Source organism: Streptomyces sp. NPDC020996, assembly GCF_040641355.1.
GTDB lineage: Bacteria > Actinomycetota > Actinomycetes > Streptomycetales > Streptomycetaceae > Streptomyces.
Genome location: NZ_JBFADM010000006.1, coordinates 1 through 20,372, shown reverse-complemented (window position 1 = coordinate 20,372; position 20,372 = coordinate 1). Strand labels below are relative to the sequence as shown.

18 protein-coding genes are annotated in these 20,372 nt (G+C 72.8%); 12 read left to right on the top strand and 6 right to left on the bottom strand.

All coding sequences use genetic code 11. The annotated features are described in order from the left end of the window. Positions 1–179: 179 nt before the first annotated feature. Positions 180–1,304, bottom strand: coding sequence for a DNA integrity scanning diadenylate cyclase DisA (disA, locus tag AB0G63_RS06450; protein ID WP_360745200.1), 1,125 nt, complete (start codon positions 1,302–1,304; stop codon positions 180–182). A gap of 80 nt (positions 1,305–1,384) precedes the next feature. Next, the gene (radA, locus tag AB0G63_RS06445) at positions 1,385–2,794 is read right to left on the bottom strand and encodes a DNA repair protein RadA (protein ID WP_360745197.1); all 1,410 of its coding nucleotides are present in this window, start codon (positions 2,792–2,794) and stop codon (positions 1,385–1,387) included. A 150-nt stretch (positions 2,795–2,944) separates the two neighbouring features. On the opposite strand from radA, the gene AB0G63_RS06440 reads away from it, so the two are divergent. Further along, positions 2,945–4,696 carry a hypothetical protein gene (locus AB0G63_RS06440; RefSeq protein WP_360745194.1) on the top strand — a complete coding sequence of 584 codons (1,752 nt, stop codon included), beginning with the start codon at positions 2,945–2,947 and terminating at the stop codon, positions 4,694–4,696. A 157-nt stretch (positions 4,697–4,853) separates the two neighbouring features. On the opposite strand, the gene AB0G63_RS06435 is transcribed toward AB0G63_RS06440, so the two are convergent. Next, positions 4,854–5,747, bottom strand: a complete 894-nt coding sequence (locus tag AB0G63_RS06435) for a hypothetical protein (RefSeq protein ID WP_360745191.1) — start codon at positions 5,745–5,747, stop codon at positions 4,854–4,856. Positions 5,748–5,819: 72 nt separating this feature from the next. Between AB0G63_RS06435 and AB0G63_RS06430 the strand changes: the two genes are divergently transcribed. From AB0G63_RS06430 to ilvD, 4 genes are all read left to right on the top strand, one after another. Beyond that, on the top strand, positions 5,820–6,752 hold the full coding sequence (locus tag AB0G63_RS06430; RefSeq protein ID WP_360745188.1) for a Ppx/GppA phosphatase family protein: 933 nt from the start codon (positions 5,820–5,822) through the stop codon (positions 6,750–6,752). A 242-nt stretch (positions 6,753–6,994) separates the two neighbouring features. Continuing rightward, positions 6,995–7,819 carry a sugar phosphate isomerase/epimerase gene (locus tag AB0G63_RS06425; RefSeq protein WP_360745185.1) on the top strand — a complete coding sequence of 275 codons (825 nt, stop codon included), beginning with the start codon at positions 6,995–6,997 and terminating at the stop codon, positions 7,817–7,819. Beyond that, positions 7,816–8,421 carry a TetR family transcriptional regulator gene (locus tag AB0G63_RS06420; RefSeq protein ID WP_360745182.1) on the top strand — a complete coding sequence of 202 codons (606 nt, stop codon included), beginning with the start codon at positions 7,816–7,818 and terminating at the stop codon, positions 8,419–8,421. The genes AB0G63_RS06425 and AB0G63_RS06420 overlap by 4 nt, the downstream gene beginning before the upstream one ends. Before the next feature lie 265 nt (positions 8,422–8,686). Next, positions 8,687–10,540, top strand: a complete 1,854-nt coding sequence (gene ilvD / locus AB0G63_RS06415; RefSeq protein ID WP_360745179.1) for a dihydroxy-acid dehydratase — start codon at positions 8,687–8,689, stop codon at positions 10,538–10,540. 153 nt (positions 10,541–10,693) lie between these two features. Here ilvD and AB0G63_RS06410 read toward each other — a convergent pair whose 3' ends face one another. After that, positions 10,694–12,790 (bottom strand): serine/threonine-protein kinase, encoded by a 2,097-nt coding sequence (locus AB0G63_RS06410; RefSeq protein ID WP_360745176.1) that lies wholly within the window; start codon positions 12,788–12,790, stop codon positions 10,694–10,696. A 181-nt stretch (positions 12,791–12,971) separates the two neighbouring features. Here AB0G63_RS06410 and AB0G63_RS06405 point away from each other — a divergent pair, with 181 nt between their 5' ends. The 6 genes from AB0G63_RS06405 (at position 12,972) to proC (ending at position 16,997) form a co-directional block, all read left to right on the top strand. After that, positions 12,972–13,298, top strand: a complete 327-nt coding sequence (locus AB0G63_RS06405; RefSeq protein ID WP_360745173.1) for an SH3 domain-containing protein — start codon at positions 12,972–12,974, stop codon at positions 13,296–13,298. 85 nt (positions 13,299–13,383) lie between these two features. Next, the gene (locus AB0G63_RS06400) at positions 13,384–13,671 is read left to right on the top strand and encodes an SH3 domain-containing protein (RefSeq protein WP_360745719.1); all 288 of its coding nucleotides are present in this window, start codon (positions 13,384–13,386) and stop codon (positions 13,669–13,671) included. A 43-nt stretch (positions 13,672–13,714) separates the two neighbouring features. Then, positions 13,715–14,215 carry an EamA/RhaT family transporter gene (locus tag AB0G63_RS06395; protein WP_360745170.1) on the top strand — a complete coding sequence of 167 codons (501 nt, stop codon included), beginning with the start codon at positions 13,715–13,717 and terminating at the stop codon, positions 14,213–14,215. 159 nt (positions 14,216–14,374) lie between these two features. After that, entirely contained in the window at positions 14,375–15,187 is an 813-nt protein-coding gene (locus AB0G63_RS06390; RefSeq protein WP_360745167.1) for an ABC transporter ATP-binding protein, read from the top strand. Further along, positions 15,184–15,978: an ABC transporter permease gene (locus AB0G63_RS06385; RefSeq protein ID WP_360745163.1), complete on the top strand. Its 795-nt coding sequence runs from the start codon at positions 15,184–15,186 to the stop codon at positions 15,976–15,978. Before AB0G63_RS06390 ends, AB0G63_RS06385 begins: the two co-directional genes overlap by 4 nt. 206 nt (positions 15,979–16,184) lie before the next feature. Continuing rightward, on the top strand, positions 16,185–16,997 hold the full coding sequence (gene proC / locus AB0G63_RS06380) for a pyrroline-5-carboxylate reductase (protein WP_360745160.1): 813 nt from the start codon (positions 16,185–16,187) through the stop codon (positions 16,995–16,997). Between the two features lie 92 nt (positions 16,998–17,089). On the opposite strand, the gene AB0G63_RS06375 is transcribed toward proC, so the two are convergent. Beyond that, positions 17,090–17,677 carry a cysteine hydrolase family protein gene (locus tag AB0G63_RS06375; protein ID WP_360745157.1) on the bottom strand — a complete coding sequence of 196 codons (588 nt, stop codon included), beginning with the start codon at positions 17,675–17,677 and terminating at the stop codon, positions 17,090–17,092. A 75-nt stretch (positions 17,678–17,752) separates the two neighbouring features. On the opposite strand from AB0G63_RS06375, the gene AB0G63_RS06370 reads away from it, so the two are divergent. Continuing rightward, positions 17,753–18,763 carry a helix-turn-helix domain-containing protein gene (locus tag AB0G63_RS06370; protein WP_360745154.1) on the top strand — a complete coding sequence of 337 codons (1,011 nt, stop codon included), beginning with the start codon at positions 17,753–17,755 and terminating at the stop codon, positions 18,761–18,763. On the opposite strand, the gene trpS is transcribed toward AB0G63_RS06370, so the two are convergent. Then, on the bottom strand, positions 18,697–19,728 hold the full coding sequence (gene trpS, locus AB0G63_RS06365; protein ID WP_360745152.1) for a tryptophan--tRNA ligase: 1,032 nt from the start codon (positions 19,726–19,728) through the stop codon (positions 18,697–18,699). The genes AB0G63_RS06370 and trpS overlap by 67 nt on opposite strands. Between the last annotated feature and the right edge of the window lie 644 nt (positions 19,729–20,372).

Genomic DNA, 20,372 nt, shown 5'->3' with positions numbered 1-20,372 from the left:
GTGGTGGACCGATGTGGTCGGCCAAAGCGGTCAACCGAGACGGTCGATCGCTGGCGGTCGGCCGGGGTGGCCGCACGCGGCCGCGGGCCGGGGCGCCGGACCGAGCCGGTCGGCCGAGGCCGTCGCGGTCGGCGCGGTCGGCGGCGGGCCGGGGCTGTGGGCCGGGCGGTGGGCCGGGGTCAGACGTACCGTTCGAGGATCGAGGACTCCGCCAGGCGGGACAGGCCCTCGCGCACGCTCCGCGCGCGGGCCTCGCCCACGCCGTCCACCGTCTGCAGGTCGTCGACGCTCGCGGCGAGCAGCTTCTGCAGTCCGCCGAAGTGCTCGACGAGCCGGTCGATGATCGCGCCGGGCAGCCGCGGGACCTTGGCCAGGAGGCGGAAGCCGCGCGGGGACACCGCCGAGTCGAGGGCCTCCGGAGAGCCCGTGTACCCCAGCGCCTTGGCCACCGTGGACAGTTCGAGCAGCTCCGCGTGGGTGAGGGCGTCGAGTTCGTGGAGGGCCTCGTCGACCGTGCGGGAGCGCTTGGCGGTGGGCTCGGGGACGTAGTCCCGGACGACGAGTTCACGCTCGGGCTCCACGCCGGCGATCAGCTCGTCCAGCTGGAGGGCCAGCAGGCGCCCGTCGGTGCCCAGTTCGACCACGTATTCGGCGATTTCGGTGGCGATGCGGCGCACCATCTCCAGACGCTGGGCCACCGCCGAGACATCACGGACCGTCACCAGGTCCTCGATCTCCAGCGCCGACAGCGTCCCCGCGACCTCGTCCAGGCGGAGCTTGTAGCGCTCCAGGGTGGCCAGGGCCTGGTTGGCGCGGGACAGGATCGCCGCGGAGTCCTCCAGGACGCGGCGCTGCCCGTCGACGTACAGGGCGATCAGGCGCATCGACTGCGACACGGACACCACCGGGAAGCCGACCTGCTTGGAGACCCGGTCCGCCGTTCGGTGCCGGGTGCCGGTCTCCTCCGTGGGGATCGTCGCGTCGGGCACGAACTGCACGCCCGCCCGCAGGATCTTCGACAGGTCCGAGGACAGCACGATGCCGCCGTCCAGCTTGCACAGCTCCCGCAGCCGCGTGGCCGTGAACTCCACGTCCAGCACGAAACCGCCCGTGCACATGACTTCGACGGTCTTGTCGAAGCCCAGCACGATGAGACCGCCGGTGTTGCCGCGGAGCACCCGCTCCAGGCCGTCGCGCAGGGCGGTGCCCGGAGCCACGGCGCTCAGCGAGGCGCGCATCAGGCCATCGGAACCGGCACTCCCACCGGACTTTCCGGGAGCCGCTGCCCGGTCGTTGGCTGCCACTGCACTCCTCCGGTCGCAGGTTCTGGGGCGCTCCCGTATCGCACATTCGGTCGTACGGACGGGCGAGACCAGGGCAAAGTCTACCGGCGCTCCTCCGCCTCCCGTGGGGCGTCTCGGCGACGGGAGCGCGGAAGGACCCGCAGGGCGTCCCCTATGTCGGCCACTTCCAGCACCTTCATGCCGGAAGGGATCTTGCCCGGGTCGCCCGGTACGAGGGCGTGCGTGAAGCCCAGACGGTGCGCCTCGGACAGTCGGCGCTGCACGCCCGTGACCCGTCTGACCTCGCCCGCGAGGCCCACCTCGCCGATCGCGACGAGGTTCTTCGGCAGCGGGGTGTCGCTCGCCGCCGACGCCAGCGCGAGGGCGATGGCGAGGTCGGCCGCGGGCTCCGACAGCTTCACCCCGCCGACCGTCGCGGAGTAGATGTCCCGCTTGCCGAGCGCGCTGATGCGGCCGCGCTGCTCCAGCACGGCGAGCATCATCGACACGCGGGAGGTCTCCAGGCCCGAGGTGGTGCGCCGAGGGGAGGGGATCTGCGAGTCGACGGTGAGGGCCTGGACCTCGGCGACGAGGGGGCGGCGGCCCTCCAGGGTGACCGTCAGGCAGGTGCCGGGGACGGGTTCGTCACGCCGGGTCAGGAAGAGTCCGCTGGGGTCCGCGAGGCCCGTGATGCCCTCGTCGTGCAGTTCAAAGCAGCCGACCTCGTCCGTGGCGCCGTACCGGTTCTTGACGCCGCGGACCAGGCGCAGGCGCGCGTGCCGGTCGCCCTCGAAGTGCAGGACGACGTCCACCAGGTGCTCCAGCAGACGGGGGCCCGCGATGGCGCCGTCCTTGGTGACGTGGCCCACCAGGAGCGTGGACATGCCGCGTTCCTTGGAGGCGCGGATGAGGGCGCCGGCGACCTCGCGCACCTGCGCCATGCCGCCCGGGGCGCCGTCGATCTCGGGGGAGGCCACCGTCTGCACCGAGTCCAGGATCAGCAGCGACGGCTTGACCGCGTCCAAGTGGCCGAGCACGGCCGCCAGATCGGTCTCCGCGGCGAGATACAGGTGGTCGTCGAGCGCCTTGATGCGGTCGGCGCGCAGCCGGACCTGGCTCGCCGACTCCTCACCGGTGACGTAGAGGGTGCGGTGCTCCTCGCTCGCCGACTTCGCCGCCACGTCCAGCAGGAGCGTCGACTTGCCGACGCCGGGCTCGCCCGCGAGCAGCACCACCGCGCCGGGCACCAGTCCGCCGCCGAGCACCCGGTCGAGCTCGGGCACACCGGTGGAGCGGGCGGTGGCCTGACGGCCGTCGACCTGGCCGATGGGCAGCGCGGATGTCGTCACGCGGCCCGGCGCCGTCGTCCGGACGGCGGGCGCGCCGTACTCCTCGATCGTCCCCCAGGCCTGGCACTCGGGGCAGCGACCGAGCCACTTGGCCGTCTGCCAGCCGCACTCGGTGCAGCGGTAGGAGGGGCGGTCCTTGGTGGTCTTGGTACGGGCAGCCATGCGCAAACCGTAACCGCCGCCACCGACAACGCCGCCCCCGCGGGGGAGGCGGGGCCGCCCGTCCCCATTTGAGGGATCGTTTCACCCGTATGGATTAAATGTGCTCAAGGGGGAGGAAACCCCTGGTCTCCGGCCTCTACGGTCACATGGATGACGAGCAGCAGTCCGGAGACCTCCACCCGCATCACCGGTGCGGAGACCTCACCCCGCGTCACCGGTGTCGACCGGGCGCGCCGGGAGGCGCGTGACCGCGCCGCGGCGCGCACGGTCGCGAAGCGGCCGCCCGCGCCGCCTGCGCAGCCCGCACCGCCCGCGCGCTACGAGCCGTACCTCGACGGGCTGTTCACCTACTGCCTGTCCGTGCTCTGCGACCACGACGCGGCGACCGCCGCCCTGGGGGACGTCCTCGCCCTCGCCGAGCGCCGCCGCGGGCCCGAGGCGGCCGGGGACCGGCGGGCCTGGCTGTACGCGCTGGCCCGCTGGGCGTGCCTGCGCAAGCTCGCCGAGGCCAAGCAGAAACGTCAGAGCACGCACGCGGCGGGCCGCTCCGCGGGTTCCCGGCAGCCCACGGCCCCGTCCGTCCCCGACGCCGTCCAGCAGGCCAGGCGACGCGAACTCGCCCTGCTGGCCTGGCCGGAGGCCGCCGGCACCACCCCCGAGCAGCGCGAGGCCCTCGAACTCGCCGTGCGTCACCACCTCGCCGCCCACGAGGTGGCCGCCGTCCTCGGCACGGCTCCCACCGCCGCCCGCGAACTGCTCGCCTCCGCCGCCTGTGAGGTCGAGCGCACCCGCGCCGCCCTCGCCGTCGTCGAGAACGGCACCTGCCCGGGCGTGGCCCGGCTCACCGGCGAGGGCCGGCTGGTGCTCAGCACGGCCCTGCGCAAGGAACTCGTCCGGCACGTCGACGACTGCCCGCGCTGCCGCCGCGGCGCCGAGCGCGCGATCCCCGGCCGCTGGCCCGGCGCGAGCGTCACCCCCGCCGCCGAGCTGCATGTGCTCCCGGCGCCCCGCGCCGCCCTGCACGCCGCCATGGCGCACTCGCCACGCGCGCGTGGCGCCGCCGCGCCCCGGTTCGACCGGCGCGGCTTCCCCATGGACCCCAGGGACCGCGCCGCCCGCCGGGACCGGCTGCGCACGCGTGCCGTCACCACGACCGTCGTCGCCACGGTCGTCGCGGCGCCGGTGTTCGCCCTGTGGGCCGCCTACCGCAGCGCGCCGACCGGTGAGGGAGCCGACGGCGCCGCCACCGGCGCCGGCGAGGCGCACGGCCCCGGCCGCCTGGCCGGCGAGGGGGCGGGCGGAGGCTACGAGAACGCCGGCAACGCGGACGCCGGGCCGGACCCCCGCTTCGGCCGACGCGCCGGGACGGACGTCTCCGCGGAGGTCGTCGGCGTGGCCGGCGCGGGTCACAAGGGCGCCGGGCAGATCGAGGTGTCGGCCCGCACCAGCGGCGACACCACCCTCATCACCCTCACCGCCACCGGCTCCGCGGTGCGCTGGTCCGCGACGACCAGGGCGCCCTGGCTGTACCTGAGCCGGACCTCGGGCATCCTCGCCCTGGGTGAGTCGGTGACCGTCAGGGTGCACGTCGACCAGTTGCGGGAGCCGGCGGGGAGCTGGCGGGCACAGGTCGCGGTGTCTCCGGCCGGCGCCGTCGTCACCATCGACGGCCGCGGCGTCGCGCCCAGCCCCTCGGACCACGGTCCGAGCGGCCCCGCCGCCCCGACCCCGTCTGGCCCCCGCCCGACCCCGACGGCCACCTCGGCGCCCCCGGACCCCACCCCGAGCGACCCGCCTTCTTCGCCCGCCCCGCAGCCCACGCCCAGCGGATCCGCCCCGTCCGACCCGGCGGGCTCGTCCCCGCCGGCCACCGACGGCGACCCGAGCCCGTCCGTTTCCTGACCGGCCGGCAGACCTGAGCCCGTCCATCTCCTGAGCGGTCGGCAGACCTGAGCCCGTCCGCGTCCTGACCGGTGGGCAGGCAAGGGCCCCTCCGCGTCCTGAGCGGTCGGCCGCCCCGAGCCTGTCCGTGCCCCGAGCCCGTCCGTGCCCCGAGCGGTCAGCCCACGGACTCCGCGGCATCCGCAGGGCTCACGGGATCCGCAGGATGCGGTGCCACCAACGGCAGCCGCGAGGCCAGCCGCGCCTCGCACAGCTCCACCAGACGGTCGTAGCCGGCCTTGCCCATCAGCTCGGTCAGCTCCGCCCGGTAGGAGACGTACACCGGCTCGCCCGCGCCGTGCGCCGAGGTCGCCGACGTGCACCACCAGTGCAGGTCGTGGCCGCCCGGACCCCAGCCCCGGCGGTCGTACTCACCGATCGACACCTGCAGCACGCGCGTGTCGTCGGGCCGGTCGATCCAGTCGTACGTGCGCCGGATCGGCAGCTGCCAGCACACGTCCGGCTTGGTCTCCAGCGGCTCGCGGCCCTCGCGCAGGGCCAGGATGTGCAGCGAGCAGCCGGCGCCGCCCGGGAAACCGGGCCGGTTCTGGAAGATGCAGGAGCCCTGGTAGGGGCGGGTCTGCCGGTCGCCGTCCTCGTCCTCGGACACCCAGCCGTTCCGCGTGCCCTCGGCGTGGTGCTGCCAGATCTCCGGGGTCAGCCGCGCCGCGTGCTCCGCGACCCGCTTCTCGTCGTCCTCGTCGGAGAAGTGGGCGCCCAGCGTGCAGCAGCCGTCCTCCGCGCGGCCCTCCTGGATCCCCTGGCAGCCGCTGCCGAAGATGCAGTTCCAGCGCGAGGTCAGCCAGGTCAGATCGCACCGGAAGACCTGCTCGTCGTCCGCCGGATCAGGGAACTCCACCCACGCGCGCGCGAAGTCGAGGCCCTTCTCGTCCGCTTCCCGGACCTTGCGCGACTTCTTCGGCGACCTCACCCGCGGAGCGACGGCGGAATCCGCGGCGGATCCGGCTCCCGCTGCCGACTTGTCGGCCTTTGCCTTTTTCGTCTTTGGCACCAGACCAGGGTACGGCGCTCGCGGCGGTCCTCGGGGACCGAGGACCGCCCAGGTGGCAGTAGCGTTCCGTACATGAGACTCGGTGTCCTCGACGTGGGATCGAACACGGTGCATCTGCTGGTGGTGGATGCGCACCCGGGCGCGTGCCCGCTACCCGCGCACTCGCACAAGGCGGAGCTGCGCCTGGCCCAACTCCTCGACGAGGACGGGGCGATCGGCCCCGAAGGGGTCGACAAGCTGATCGCCGTCATCCATGACGCGCTGCAGGCCGCCGAGGACAAGGGCGTGGAGGATCTCCTGCCGTTCGCGACCTCCGCCGTGCGCGAGGCCAGCAACGCCGACGAGGTCCTCGCGCGGGTGAAGCGCGAGACCGGCGTCGAGCTGCAGGTCCTCGCCGGCGCCGAGGAGGCCCGGCTGACCTTCCTCGCCGCCCGCCGCTGGTTCGGCTGGTCGGCCGGGAAGCTGCTCGTCCTCGACATCGGCGGCGGCTCCCTGGAGATCGCCTACGGCATCGACGAGCAGCCCGACGCGGCCGTCTCGCTGCCGCTGGGCGCGGGCCGGCTGACCGCCGCCCGGCTGCCCGGCGACCCGCCCGCCCCGGAGGCGGTGCGGGCGCTGCGCCGCCATGTGCGGGCCGAGATCGCCCGGACGGTCGGCGAGTTCAGCCGCTTCGGCGCCCCCGACCACGTCGTCGCCACATCCAAGACCTTCAAGCAGCTCGCCCGCATAGCCGGCGCCGCCCGCTCCACCGACGGCCTCTACGTCCAGCGCGAGCTGAAGCGGGAGTCCCTGGAGGCATGGGTCCCGCGTCTGGCCGGCATGACCACCGCCCAGCGGGCCGAGCTGCCCGGCGTCTCGGAGGGCCGCGCGGGCCAGCTGCTCGCCGGGGCGCTGGTGGCCGAGGGCGTGATGGACCTGCTCGGCGCGGAGTCGGTGGAGATATGCCCGTGGGCGCTCAGGGAGGGAGTGATCCTGCGCAGGCTCGACCACATGGGATCGGCGTGACGTCCCGCGGGGGCGCCGAACGGCACCGGCGAGTCCCCGCGGACCGTACCGGCGAGCCCCGGCCGAGCGGCACCGGCGAGTCCCTGCGGACCCGTGCCGGCGAGCCCCCGCGGACCCGCGCCGGAAAGCCCCTGCGGACCCGCGCCGGAAAGCCCCCGCGGACCCGCACCGGCCCGTGGCGATGGCCACAACGGCGTACTGGGGCCCGGCCGCACGCACCCGCACCCCGTAACCTGTCACCCATGGCAGAGCCAGTCGTACGCATCCCGGATGCGAAGGTCGCCCTGTCGACGGCGTCCGTCTATCCGGAGTCGACGGCGACGGCCTTCGAGATCGCCGCGCGTCTCGGATACGACGGTGTCGAGGTCATGGTGTGGACCGACCCGGTCAGCCAGGACATCGAGGCCCTGCGCAGACTCAGCGACTACCACCAGATCCCGATCCTCGCCGTGCACGCCCCCTGCCTGCTCATCACGCAGCGCGTGTGGTCCACCGACCCCTGGGTCAAGCTCCAGCGCGCCCGCGCCGCGGCCGAGAAGCTGGGCGCGACCACGGTCGTCGTCCACCCCCCGTTCCGCTGGCAGCGGCAGTACGCGCGCGACTTCGTCGACGGGATCTGGCGGATGGCGAACGAGACGGACGTCCGGTTCGCCGTCGAGAACATGTACCCCTGGCGCTACCGCGACCGCGAGATGCTCGCGTACGCCCCCGACTGGGACGTCACCAAGGACGACTACCGTCACTTCACGATCGACCTCAGCCACGCCGCGACGGCCCGCACGGACGCCATCCAGATGGTCGACCGGATGGGCGACCGCCTGGGCCACGTGCACCTCGCGGACGGCCGGGGATCGGCGAAGGACGAGCACCTGGTCCCCGGCCGCGGCACCCAGCCCTGCGCCGAACTGCTGGAGCGCCTGGCGCTCACCGGCTTCGGCGGGCACGTCGTCATCGAGGTCAACACCCGCCGGGCCATGTCCGGCGCCGAACGCGAGGCCGACCTGGCCGAGGCGCTGGCGTTCACGCGCCTGCACCTGGCGTCCGCGGTGCAGGTGCCCCGGCCGTGACCGAGGCCACGTCCCGGCGCCGGGGCCGCCGTACGCGCACGGAGTCGGCCGACACCCGCGACCGCATCCTGACGGTGGCCCGCGAGGAGTTCTCCCTGCGCGGCTACGACAAGACGTCCGTGCGCCAGATCGCCAAGGCGGCCGGCGTGGACTCGGCGCTGGTGCACCACTACTTCGGCACCAAGGAGCAGGTCTTCGCGGCGGCCATCGAGACCGCCTTCGCGCCCGCCCGCCACGCGCCGGACGCGGTCGCCGACGGCCCGCTGGACGGCGTAGGAGAACGGCTCACCCGCTTCATCTTCGGCATCTGGGAGAACCCCACGACCCGCACACCGTTGCTGGCGATCGTCCGCTCCGCCGTGAACAACGAGACCGCGGCCGGTGTCTTCCGCGACCTGGTCGCCGCGCAGCTGCTGCGCCGCATCGCCGTGCAGATCGACGTGCCGGACGCGGAGCTGCGCGCCGAGCTGGCGGCCGCGCAGCTGGTCGGGTCGGCCATGCTGCGGTACGTGATCAAGGTGGAGCCGCTGGCCTCCGCTGACGTGGAGCAGATCATCGCGCGCGTGGCCCCGGTGGTGCAGGGACACCTGACCGGACCATGACGGCACGGCCCGAACGGCGCGGCGCCGGGCGCTCAGCATCCGACCGCACGGGGCCGGACCGCCCGCGAGGCGCCGCCCGCGAGTTCCCGGCCGCACGGCGCAAGACACGCGTCCCGTATTCCGGACACCTCGTCCCGACACCTGGATGACCGGCGTACGCTCGACGTGAGGTCAGCACTGACCCCGAACCGACTGACAACCGACCTGAACACCGACCGAACACCGACTGAATCGTCCGACGGCAGTCCTGAAGGAGCGAGCGACGATGCCCGAGCTGAGGTCCCGCACAGTCACCCACGGCCGCAACATGGCGGGCGCCCGCGCCCTTATGCGCGCCTCCGGTGTACCCGGTGCGGACATCGGCCGCAAGCCGATCATCGCCGTCGCCAACAGCTTCACGGAGTTCGTGCCGGGCCACACCCACCTCCAGCCGGTCGGCCGGATCGTCAGCGAGGCGATCACCGAGGCGGGCGGCATCCCGCGCGAGTTCAACACCATCGCGGTCGACGACGGCATCGCCATGGGCCACGGCGGCATGCTCTACAGCCTGCCCTCCCGCGACCTGATCGCGGACTCGGTCGAGTACATGGTCGAGGCCCACTGCGCCGACGCCCTGGTCTGCATCTCCAACTGCGACAAGATCACCCCGGGCATGCTGATGGCCGCGCTGCGGCTGAACATCCCGACGGTGTTCGTCTCCGGCGGCCCGATGGAGGCCGGCCGCGCCACCCTGGTCGACGGCACGGTCCGCTCGCTGGACCTGATCGACGCGATCGCCGACGCCGCGAACGACAAGATCTCCGACGAGGACATCCTCCGCATCGAGGAGAACGCCTGTCCGACCTGCGGCTCCTGTTCCGGCATGTTCACCGCCAACTCGATGAACTGCCTGACCGAGGCGATCGGCCTCTCCCTCCCCGGCAACGGATCGGTCCTCGCCACCCACACGGCCCGCAAGCAGCTCTACGTCGCCGCGGCCCGCACGGTCATGGACATCACCCGGCGCCACTACGAGCAGGACGACGACACGGTCCTGCCGCGCTCCGTCGCCACCTTCGCCGCCTTCGAGAACGCGATGGCCCTCGACATCGCGATGGGCGGCTCCACGAACACGATCCTGCACCTGCTCGCCGCGGCCCAGGAGGCGGGCGTGCCGTTCGGCCTGGAGCAGATCGACGCGGTCTCGCGCCGCGTGCCGTGCCTGGCGAAGGTCGCGCCCAACGTCGCGAAGAACCGCACGTACTACATGGAGGACGTGCACCGCGCCGGCGGCATCCCCGCCCTGCTCGGCGAACTGCACCGCGCGGGCCTGCTGAACGAGGACGTGCACTCCGTCCACAGCCCGTCGCTGGCCGACTGGCTGAAGACGTGGGACGTCCGCGGCGGCTCCCCCTCTCCCGAGGCGGTCGAGCTGTGGCACGCGGCCCCGGGCTGCGTCCGCTCGGCCGAGGCGTTCTCCCAGTCCGAGCGCTGGGACACCCTCGACGAGGACGCCGAGAACGGCTGCATCCGCTCCGTCGAGCACGCGTACTCCAAGGACGGCGGCCTGGCGGTCCTCAAGGGCAACCTGGCGGTCGACGGCTGCGTCGTGAAGACGGCCGGCGTCGACGAGTCCATCTGGACCTTCGAGGGCCCCGCGGTGGTGTGCGAGTCGCAGGAAGAGGCCGTCGAGAAGATCCTCAACAAGCAGGTGACGGAAGGCGACGTGGTCGTCATCCGCTACGAGGGCCCCAAGGGCGGCCCCGGCATGCAGGAGATGCTCTACCCGACGTCGTTCCTCAAGGGCCGCGGCCTCGGCAAGAGCTGCGCGCTCATCACGGACGGCCGCTTCTCGGGCGGCACGTCCGGCCTGTCGATCGGCCACGCGTCCCCCGAGGCGGCGTCCGGCGGCACGATCGCCCTCGTCGAGGACGGCGACCGCATCCGCATCGACATCCCCGGCCGCACGATCGAGCTCCTGGTCGACGACGCCGAGCTGGCCCGCCGCAAGGAGGCGCTGGGCGGCACGTACGCCCCGCGGAACCGCGACCGCAAGGTCTCCGCGGCGCTGCGGGCCTACGCGGCGATGGCGACCAGCGCGGACAAGGGCGCGGTGCGCGACGTGACCAAGCTGGGCTGACGCCCCCGCCCAGCACCAGGGCCGCTGCCTCCGGGGCCGCTGCCTCCGGGGCCCCCTCCCTCCGCCTCCGGGGCCGCTGCCTCCAGGGCCGCTCCCTCCGCATCCGGGGGCGGCCCCTTCGCCGTCACCGCCCGCCCGCCCGACAGGCGCTTCCTACCAGGCCGCCGGATCCCGTGAGTCGACGGCGAAGACGGTGCCGTCGGGTGCGGCGGCGTAGACACGGGCGGCGGCGGGCTGGGGGGCGGGGAGGGCGGCCATGAACGCGTCCGCGCGGGAACTGAGCCGCGGCCGGGTCTGCCCGAGCAGCTTCCCCTTCGCCGCGTCCACCCCGAGCAGCCGTCCGTCAGCGGCGCTGAAGTACACGCGACGGCCCTCGATGACTGGTGCCGAGCCACGGCTCACGGACGTCTCCACGGACCACAGCTGCCTGCCGGCATCCGTGTCGACCAGCGTCAGGGAACCCCCGGTTCCCAGCAGACAGACGAGATTCCCGCGCACGGTGGCCTGCGCCTGATCGATCGGTACGGTCAGCGGCACACGCCGCGTGACCCTCGACTCCGGTTCGTAGCGGACCACCGCGCTCGCCGTGCCGACCTCGTTGCCGCCGGCCAGCAGCACCACGCTGTCGCCGGTGACGTCGGCGATCGTCAGCCGGCCGTCGAACCACACGCTCCAGTCCTTCCGTCCGGTGGCGGCATCGATCGCCGTGACCTTCGTCCGCGTCCCGTCGGCCGACGGGGTCGCGGCGAAGGCCCAGCGGCTTTTGGGGAACGACACGAAGTACGGCTCGTCCAGCCCCGTTATCCGCCGACTCCACTCGGTTTCCCCGGACAGGCTGTTCACGCCGGTCACCTTGCCGCCGGAACCGGTCAGCAGCAGCGTGCCGCCCGCGTAGCGGATGCTGCTGTAGGCCGAGACGTCTCGTGCCCACCGCACCTTGCCCGATGACGGATCGAGCGCTTCCACCCGCTTCCCGGCATGGGTCAGGACGTGCACCAGGCCTCCTGAGAGGACCGGTGACACGTCGGGAGCGTCACCACCGGGGAGACTGTGCCGCCACCGCACGCTCCCGTCGTCGGGGTCGAGGGCGGACAGCAGTCCGGGCTGTGCGCACAGCAGCAGCCGCGTCCCGTACGTGCAGCGGGGCAGGCCGCCCGCCGTGCCCGCCGGCCTGGTCGCCCAGGAACTGAACGGGGACGGCGCCCCGGCGCCCGTCCCGTCCGGTGCGCCGTCCCCGCCGTCCAGCAACTGGGCCCAGGCGAACGCGCCACCCGCGACGAGGAGCAGGCCCAGGGCCAGGACCGCCGCCCGCTTGCGGCGGCGCCCTCCCGTCCGCCGGGGCGGCGGCTTCTCGGGTTCCGTCGCCGGACGCGGTGCGTCGGCCGCTCGCTGCGCCGGTATGAACGCCTGCGTGTCGTAGGAAGCGGCGACGGACCGGAGCTCGCGCATCAACTGATCGGGCGTGGGCCGGTCCTCCGGCTCCTTGGCCAGGCAGCGCAGGACGAGCGGCGCGAGGTTCTCCGGTACGCCGGTCAGGTCGGGCTCGTCGTGCACGACCTGGTAGGCGACGACGTAGGGGCTGTCGGAGTCGAACGGCCCGCGTCCGGTCGCCGCGTGCACCATCACGGACCCCAGCGCGAAGACGTCGGCGGCGGGCCCCACCTCCCGCGGGCGGCGGAACTGCTCCGGCGCCATGAAGGGCGGGGTGCCGATCAACTTGCCTGTCTCGGTGCGCAGTTCGCTGTCCTTCGGCCGAGAGATGCCGAAGTCGATGACCTTCGGCCCGTCCTCGGCGAGCAGTACGTTGCTCGGCTTCAGGTCCCGGTGCACGACCCCGACCCGGTGGATGTCGCGCAGTGCTTCGGCCAGCCCGGCCATCAGGCGGCGCAACTGGGCGGAAGTCATGGGCCCGTTCCGCTTCACGTGCTCGGACAGGGTGGGCCCCGGAATGAACAGCGTGGCCATCCACGGCCGTTCGGCCTCCGGATCGGCGTCGACGACGGACGCGGTGAAGGCGCCGCTGACCCTGCGGGCCGCGGCGACCTCCTGCCGGAAACGCCCCCTGAACTCGGGGTCCTTGGCGAACTCGGCGTGTACGACCTTCACCGCGAGCTTCATGCCCGAGGTGCTGCGGGCCAGGTGGACGACCCCCATGCCCCCCGAACCGAGGCACGACTCCAGACGGTAGTGACCGGCGTACTCGGGCAGTTCCGCTTCCGCGCCCGCTCCGGCGTTCCGCTGCGGCGCCATGGGTCCACCCCCGTGCTGTTCGTCCATGCGCGCGACGCACGGAGCCTAGTCGATGACTCGTACGAGACAGAGGCGGCTTGCCGACGTTCACGAGCCGGTCGCACAAGCATGTTTCATGGCGCGTTTCACGGGTATCAACGGGGCCCCATGGCACGCATGGGGTTGAACGGGGGAGTTTTCCATGTCTGTTGACCGCGTCGAACAGATCGAAGGCGGCGAGGAGGAGGCCCTCACGGCGACGGCCGCGTCGGCATCCGTGACCTACTACCCGGTGGCTCCGGGCGTCAGGCTGAACGTCCGCAGCGGCCCGGGCACCAGCTACCCGATCGTCAAGGTCCTGCCCGAAGGGTCCAGAGTGGGAATCCTCTGCCAGACACCGGGCACCACTGTGTCGGGCTACTACGGCACGTCGAACATCTGGGACTGCATCGGCAGCGGCGAGTACATCTCCGACACCTACGTGAACACCGGCAGCGACGGCTACATCCGCCCGCGGTGCGGATCCTGATCCACCACACCACTACCAAGGGACATCCATGACCTCCCGCAGGCGCATGTCCGTCCTGCTCGCCGGCGCCGTCGGAGCCTTCCTCATGGTGACGGCGGCTCCGGCGACCGCTTCGGCGGCAACCGTGCAGTACTACCCGATCGCGCCCGGCGTCGAGCTGAACGTCCGCAGCGGTCCCGGCACCGGCTACTCCCTCGTCCGGGTGCTGCCGGCGGGCTCCCAGGTGCCGATCTTTTGCCAGAGGCCAGGCACGACGGTGTCGGGCTACTACGGCACCTCGAACATCTGGGACAACATCGACAACGGCGAGTACGTGTCGGACGCCTATGTGAAGACGGGCAGCGACGGCTACGTAGCCCCGCGCTGCGTCTGAACCCTCCCGGAGCCCGCGCCCGTCCGCGAGCCATAATCGTCCCGTGAGTGACGAAACCGGCTCCCAGGACAGCGCGGGCTCCGCGGCTCCCCGCCCGGAACCCCTCCGCTTCTTCGGCACCACCTGGGTGAACCACGACCGCGGCTACGGCCTCCGCCGCATCGGCGCCGGCGTCGGCTCGCTCGCCGCCGCCGTCGCCTCCTGCCTCGTCCTGCGCTTCGCCTACGAGGGCCTCCAGATCGCCGACACCGGCGCCTTCGTCACCGTCCTGGTGGTCGCGATGTTCGCGATCTGCAGTGCGCTGGCCTTCCGGCACACCTGGGACGGCTTCGGCGCCCGTCCCGACCCGCAGCGCCAGGCGTCCCTGCGCGGCCTCCTGGCCATCGGCTTCGTCGGCTCCCTCCTCGCCTACTTCTTCCGCTCCCTCACCGAGGCCCCCGGCGAGAAGCTGCACCGCCAGGAGCACGAGGCGGCACTCGCCCGGCACGCCAAGCGCAGCGCCCGCCGCACGGGCAACCCGTCCAAGAAGCGCCGCCGCGCCTAGAACGCGCCGCCGCGCCCGTACCCCCTCCGGCCGCCGGCCGGCCCTCACGCATGCCCGCGTCACCCCCGACGCCCACTCGCAACGCCCACTCGGCCCCGGCTCAGACGGTCGTCCGGCTTCCGCTTGACAGTCCCGGCGGACAGGAGGATTGTTCAGCACATGATGAATATAAGTCGCGGCGACGCCGACGCCGACGCCCCCGATCCCGGAGCCGCGCCCGCCGTGCGCGCCGAGGGCCTCTCCGTGGTCCGCGGCACCCGCACGGTCGTGCGCGGCATCCGCTTCGTCGTCCCGCGCGGCCAGGTCACCGGCCTGCTCGGCCCGTCCGGCTGCGGCAAGACCACCCTGATGCGGGCGATCGTCGGCACCCAGGCCAAGGTCACCGGCACCCTGGAGGTCCTCGGCCGGCCCGCCGGCCACCCCACCCTGCGCACCCGCATCGGCTACGTCACCCAGGACCCGTCCGTCTACGACGACCTGTCCGTCCGCCAGAACCTGGACTACTTCGCCGCGATCCTCGCCCCCGGCATCCCGGCCCACGACCGCCGCCAGGACGTCGACCGTGTCCTCGCCGAGGTCGACCTCACCAGCCGCGCCGACGCCCTGGCCCGCAACCTCTCCGGCGGGCAGCGCAGCCGCGTCTCCCTCGCCGTCTCCCTCCTCGGCCGCCCGGAACTCCTCGTCCTCGACGAACCCACCGTCGGCCTGGACCCGGTCCTGCGCCGCGACCTGTGGAGCCTCTTCCACCGCATCGCCGCCGAGCGCGGAGCCACCCTCCTCGTCTCCTCCCACGTCATGGACGAGGCCGAACGCTGCCACCGCCTCCTGCTCATGCGGGAGGGCGAGATCCTCGCCGACGACACCCCGGACGCCCTGCGCACCCGTACCGGCTCCGCCACCGTCGAGGAAGCCTTCCTGCACCTGGTCGACAAGGCGGCCGCCGCCGCCCGTACGAAGGAGACCACCGCATGAGCACCACCACGCCCACCACGCCCCCACCGGCGAAGCCCGTACCCACCGGCGCGCTGAACCTCCACCGCACCACCGCCACCGCGACCCGGGTCCTGCGCCAGCTGCGCCACGACCCCCGCACCATCGCCCTGATGATCCTGGTGCCCTGCCTGCTGCTGTTCCTGCTGCGCTACGTCTTCGACGGCAGCCCGCGCACCTTCGACAACATCGGCGCCTCGCTCCTCGGCATCTTCCCGCTGATCACGATGTTCCTGGTGACGTCCATCGCCACCCTGCGCGAGCGCACCTCCGGCACCCTGGAACGCCTGCTCGCCCTGCCCCTGGGCAAGGGCGACCTGATCGCCGGCTACGCCCTCGCCTTCGGCATCCTCGCGATCATCCAGTCCGCCCTGGCCACCGGCCTCGCGGTCTGGTTCCTCGGCCTGGACGTCGTCGGCAGCCCCTGGCTGCTGCTGCTCGTCGCCCTGCTCGACGCCCTGCTGGGCACCGCCCTCGGCCTGTTCGTCTCGGCGTTCGCCGCGTCCGAGTTCCAGGCGGTCCAGTTCATGCCGGCCGTGATCTTCCCCCAGCTCCTCCTCTGCGGCCTGTTCACCCCGCGCTCCAACATGCACCCCGTCCTGGAGGGCATCTCCGACGTCCTGCCCATGTCCTACGCCGTCGACGGCATGAACGAGGTCCTCAAGCACACCGACATGACCGCCACCTTCGTACGGGACGTGCTGGTCGTCGCCGGCTGCGCGGTGCTGGTCCTCGGCCTGGGCGCGGCGACACTGCGACGCCGGACGACCTGACCGGCCACCCTCACCGGCCGCGCCTCACCGGCAGCCTCGCACCGGCCCGCCCTGCCCCGTACCGGCCCGCCCTGCCCCCGCCCCGTACCGGCCGCCGCCACACCCGCGCCCACGTCCACGTCCGCCCACCGGACAAGCGCCCCGCTCGCCGATGCCCGGTGCGAGGATGAGTCCGGACGACGCAACCCTCGGAGGGCACCCCAGCCATGACGCAGAAAGTCGCAGTCCTCGGCACCGGCAAGATCGGCGAAGCCCTGCTCAGCGGAATGATCCGCGGGGGCTGGGCCCCGGCCGACCTCCTGGTCACCGCCCGCCGCCCGGAGCGAGCCGAAGAACTCCGCGCCCGCTACGGAGTCACCCCGGTCACCAACCCGGAGGCGGCCAAGACCGCCGACACCCTGATCCTCACCGTCAAACCGCAGGACATGGGCGCCCTCCTCGACGAACTCGCCCCCCACGTCCCCGCCGACCGCCTGGTCATCAGCGGAGCCGCCGGCATCACCACGGCCTTCCTCGAGGAACGCCTCGCCGCCGGCGTTCCGGTCGTCCGCGTCATGACGAACACGCCCGCCCTCGTCGACGAGGCCATGTCCGTCATCTCCGGCGGCAGCCACGCCACCGCCGACCACCTGGCCCACACCGAGGAGATCTTCGGCGCCGTCGGCAAGACGCTCCGCGTCCCCGAGGCCCAGCAGGACGCCTGCACCGCCCTCTCCGGCTCCGGACCGGCGTACTTCTTCTACCTCGTCGAGGCCATGACCGACGCCGGCATCCTGCTCGGCCTGCCCCGCGACAAGGCACACGACCTGATCGTCCAGTCCGCGATCGGCGCCGCCGTCATGCTCCGCGACAGCGGCGAGCACCCCGTCAAGCTCCGCGAGAACGTCACGTCCCCCGCGGGCACCACCATCAACGCCATCCGCGAACTCGAGAACCACGGCGTGCGCGCCGCCCTCATCGCCGCCCTCGAAGCCGCCCGCGACCGCAGCCGCGAACTCGCCTCCGGCAAGAAGGACTGACGCCCCGCCGGGGGCGGCCGCACCACACTCACCGCCCCCCGCGGTCACACCCGGGCGATCACCACTCCCCGCCGTCACCGCGCCCCCCGCGGTCACCGCGCCGCGTCTACGACCTCCTTCGTGGTCACCACCCTCGCGAAACCGCCCCCGTGCAGCGACACCGCCGACGCCTGCGCCACCTCCTCGGCGCTCCGCCGCCAGCCGAACGGCCCCTCCAGGTCGAAGGTGTACGTGGCGTCGTACGCGACCACCACGTCGTAGCCGAGGTTCCCGCCCATCCGGGCCGTCGTCTCCACGCACATGTTGGTCTGGATCCCGGCCAGCACGAGCTGCCGGACGCCCGCCGCCCTCAGCCAGGCGTCCAGGTCCGGCGTCCCGTAGAAGGCTGAGTTCACCGTCTTCGTGACCAGCAGCTCCGCCCCGCCGGCCGTCCGGCCGCGCCGCCGCTCCACGTAGTCCTTGAAGTCGTTGCCCGCCTGCCCCGGCCGCAGCGGCGACTCCGGACTGACCGAGTCGTGCCGCACGAACACCACCGGCCGCCCCGTCGACTGCCACGCGTCGATGAGCGAGGCGATGTTGTCGTCCGCCCCGGGATTGTTCCGCGGCCCCCAGAAGCCGGCGTCCTCGAAACCCTGCTGTACGTCCACGACCACCAGGGCCGCGTTCTCCGCGATGTCCATGCCCACGATGCTGCCGCGCCGCTCTCTGCCCTCCCAGCGGCACGGAAGTCGGCGATCGATGGTTTACTGCCACCCATGGCCACTGCCCCGAGTGCCCACCGGGTCGCCCTCGTCGCCTTCCCCGGCATCCGCGCCTTCGACGTCGCCGTCATCACCGAGGTGTGGGGCACCGACCGCACCGATCGCGGCGCCCCCGCCTTCGACCTGCGCCGCGTCGCCGCCGACCCCGCCCCCGTCCCGATGCGCGGCGGCCTCACCCTCCTGCCCGAACGCACCCTCGCCTGGCTCTCCCGCGCCGACCTGATCATCGTCCCCGGCCTCGACGACCACCTCACCCCCGCACCCGCGCCGGTCCTCGACGCCCTCCGCCGCGCCCACGCCCGCGGCACCACCGTCGCAGCCCTCTGCGGCGGAGCCTTCACGCTCGCCCAGGCCGGCCTCCTCGACGGCCGCCGAGCCGTCACCCACTGGAACCTCGTCGACCTCCTGCGCGCACACCACCCCCGGGTCACCGTCGTCCCCGACGCCCTCTTCATCGAGGAGGACGGCATCTGGACCTCCGCCGGCACCGCGGCCGGCATCGACCTGTGCCTCCACCTCGTCCGCCGGGCGCACGGCGCGGAGGCGGCGGCCACCATCGCCCGCTCGATGGTCACCGCTCCCTTCCGCACCGGCACCCAGGCCCAGTTCATCGAGCAGCCCACCCCGCGCGCGGACCGCGACGCCGACGCCCTGGCCGCCGTACGCGAACACGCCCTGCGCCGGCTGCACGAGCCCCTCACGGTGGCCGACCTGGCCGCGCACGCGGGCATGTCACCGCGCAGCTTCGCCCGCCACTTCACCGCGGCCACCGGCACGACCCCGCTGCGCTGGCTCCTGGACCAGCGCATCGCCGCCGCCCAGAAACTCCTCGAACGAACCGACCTGCCCATGCCCGAGGTCGCCCGCCGCGCGGGCTTCGGCAGCGAGGTCACCATGCGCCAGCACTTCGCATCGCGCCTCGCCACCAGCCCGCGCGCCTACCGGGCGGCGTTCGGCGCGGGATCCGCGCCGGAGACGGCCGGCAGCAGCCCGATGGCGCGATAGGCGGCATCGACGGTCGGCCGCGCCATCGCCCGCGCCCGCTCCGCGCCGTCCCGCAGCACCCCGTCCACGTATCCGGGGTCCGCGCACAACGCCCGGTGCCGCTCGCGCAAGGGCCTGAGCACCTCGACCACGGCGTCGGCGGTGTCCTTCTTCAACGCGCCGTACGACGCGTACGAACCGGCCAGCTCCTCCGGATCCCCGCCCGTGCAGGCCGCGAGGATCTCCAGCAGATTCGCGACGCCCGGCCGTTCCTCCCTGTCATGGACGACGTCCTGCCCGCTGTCGGTCACCGCCCGCATGACCTTCCTGCGCACCACGTCCGGCTCGTCCAGCAGGTAGACGATCCCCGGCCCCGCGTCGTCGCTCTTGCCCATCTTCGACGTCGGGTCCTGCAGGTTCATCACCCGCGCGCCCACCGCCGGCGGCATCGCCTTCGGCACCGTGAACGTGTGGCCGTAACGCTGGTTGAACCGCACCGCCAGGTCCCGCGTCAGCTCCACGTGCTGCGTCTGGTCGTCACCCACCGGCACCTCGTCCGCCCCGTAGGCCAGGATGTCCGCCGCCATCAGCGCCGGATACGTCAGCAGCGACAGCCGCACGCTCCCGCCCCGCGCCCGCTCCCGCGGGGCCTTCTCCTTGTACTGGATCATGCGCCGCATCTCACCGTCGGTCGCCACGCACTCCAGCAGGTACGACAGCCGGGTGTGCTCGTCGACGTGACTCTGCACGAACACGGTGCACAGCTCCGGGTCCAGTCCGGACGCCAGCAGCAGCGTGGCCGCCTGCCGACTGAGCCTGCGCACCCGCGCCGGGTCGTGCTCGACGGTCAGCGCGTGCAGATCGACGATGCAGAACAGCGCGTCCGCCTCGTGCTGGTCCACCGCGGCCCACCGCCGCAGGGCTCCCAGGTAGTTCCCGAGCGTCAGGTGCCCGGTCGGCTTGACCCCGCTGAAGACTCGCGTCATCCCTCTTCCACCTCCTGGTCGAGGCCGCCGGCCCCGGCGGCCCGCCCTCAGGAGCTTCTGGAGGGAGATACGAGAACGGCCGCCGAAGCGGCGGCCGTGGGTGCGTACGTGACTGCGGCCGCCGTCAGGCGGCCCACCAGAACTGGTTGCACGTACGCGTCGTCATGCCCCTCAGAGTACGCCTCCCGAACGCCTCCACCAGGCGGTTCCGGGGGTGTCCGATCCGCAGTTGACACGGCCCGGGCCGGTCCGTAGTGTTCTCCGAGTTGTCCGACGTGAGCGCCGACTCCGGTCGGTCCCCGGACAGCCATTCCGCAGTACCAACCAAGACCGGCGATCTGTCGATCATTCGACCTGTCGCCGTGTCTTCGGCGTGCGTATTCGCGAAATGAGGAATCCGCGTCCGAAAGGCCGCAGCCCCCGATTAGCTCGGGAGCGAGGAATCCGCTAAAGTCTCACTCGTCGGAACGGCCCAACGGCCGGGAAGACAACTCCCGCTGACTGGGAATCAGACGCCGAAAGGATCTGATAGAGTCGGAAACGCAAGACCGAAGGGAAGCGCCCGGAGGAAAGCCCGAGAGGGTGAGTACAAAGGAAGCGACCGTTCCTTGAGAACTCAACAGCGTGCCAAAAATCAACGCCAG

Coding starts and splice junctions, on each gene's coding strand:
- radA (WP_360745197.1), bottom strand. CDS start 2,794: ATGGCTGCCCGTACCAAGACCACCAAGGACCGCCCCTCCTACCGCTGC.
- AB0G63_RS06440 (WP_360745194.1), top strand. CDS start 2,945: ATGACGAGCAGCAGTCCGGAGACCTCCACCCGCATCACCGGTGCGGAG.
- AB0G63_RS06430 (WP_360745188.1), top strand. CDS start 5,820: ATGAGACTCGGTGTCCTCGACGTGGGATCGAACACGGTGCATCTGCTG.
- AB0G63_RS06425 (WP_360745185.1), top strand. CDS start 6,995: ATGGCAGAGCCAGTCGTACGCATCCCGGATGCGAAGGTCGCCCTGTCG.
- ilvD (WP_360745179.1), top strand. CDS start 8,687: ATGCCCGAGCTGAGGTCCCGCACAGTCACCCACGGCCGCAACATGGCG.
- AB0G63_RS06410 (WP_360745176.1), bottom strand. CDS start 12,790: ATGGCGCCGCAGCGGAACGCCGGAGCGGGCGCGGAAGCGGAACTGCCC.
- AB0G63_RS06405 (WP_360745173.1), top strand. CDS start 12,972: ATGTCTGTTGACCGCGTCGAACAGATCGAAGGCGGCGAGGAGGAGGCC.
- AB0G63_RS06400 (WP_360745719.1), top strand. CDS start 13,384: ATGGTGACGGCGGCTCCGGCGACCGCTTCGGCGGCAACCGTGCAGTAC.
- AB0G63_RS06390 (WP_360745167.1), top strand. CDS start 14,375: ATGATGAATATAAGTCGCGGCGACGCCGACGCCGACGCCCCCGATCCC.
- AB0G63_RS06385 (WP_360745163.1), top strand. CDS start 15,184: ATGAGCACCACCACGCCCACCACGCCCCCACCGGCGAAGCCCGTACCC.
- proC (WP_360745160.1), top strand. CDS start 16,185: ATGACGCAGAAAGTCGCAGTCCTCGGCACCGGCAAGATCGGCGAAGCC.
- AB0G63_RS06375 (WP_360745157.1), bottom strand. CDS start 17,677: ATGGACATCGCGGAGAACGCGGCCCTGGTGGTCGTGGACGTACAGCAG.
- AB0G63_RS06370 (WP_360745154.1), top strand. CDS start 17,753: ATGGCCACTGCCCCGAGTGCCCACCGGGTCGCCCTCGTCGCCTTCCCC.
- trpS (WP_360745152.1), bottom strand. CDS start 19,728: ATGACGCGAGTCTTCAGCGGGGTCAAGCCGACCGGGCACCTGACGCTC.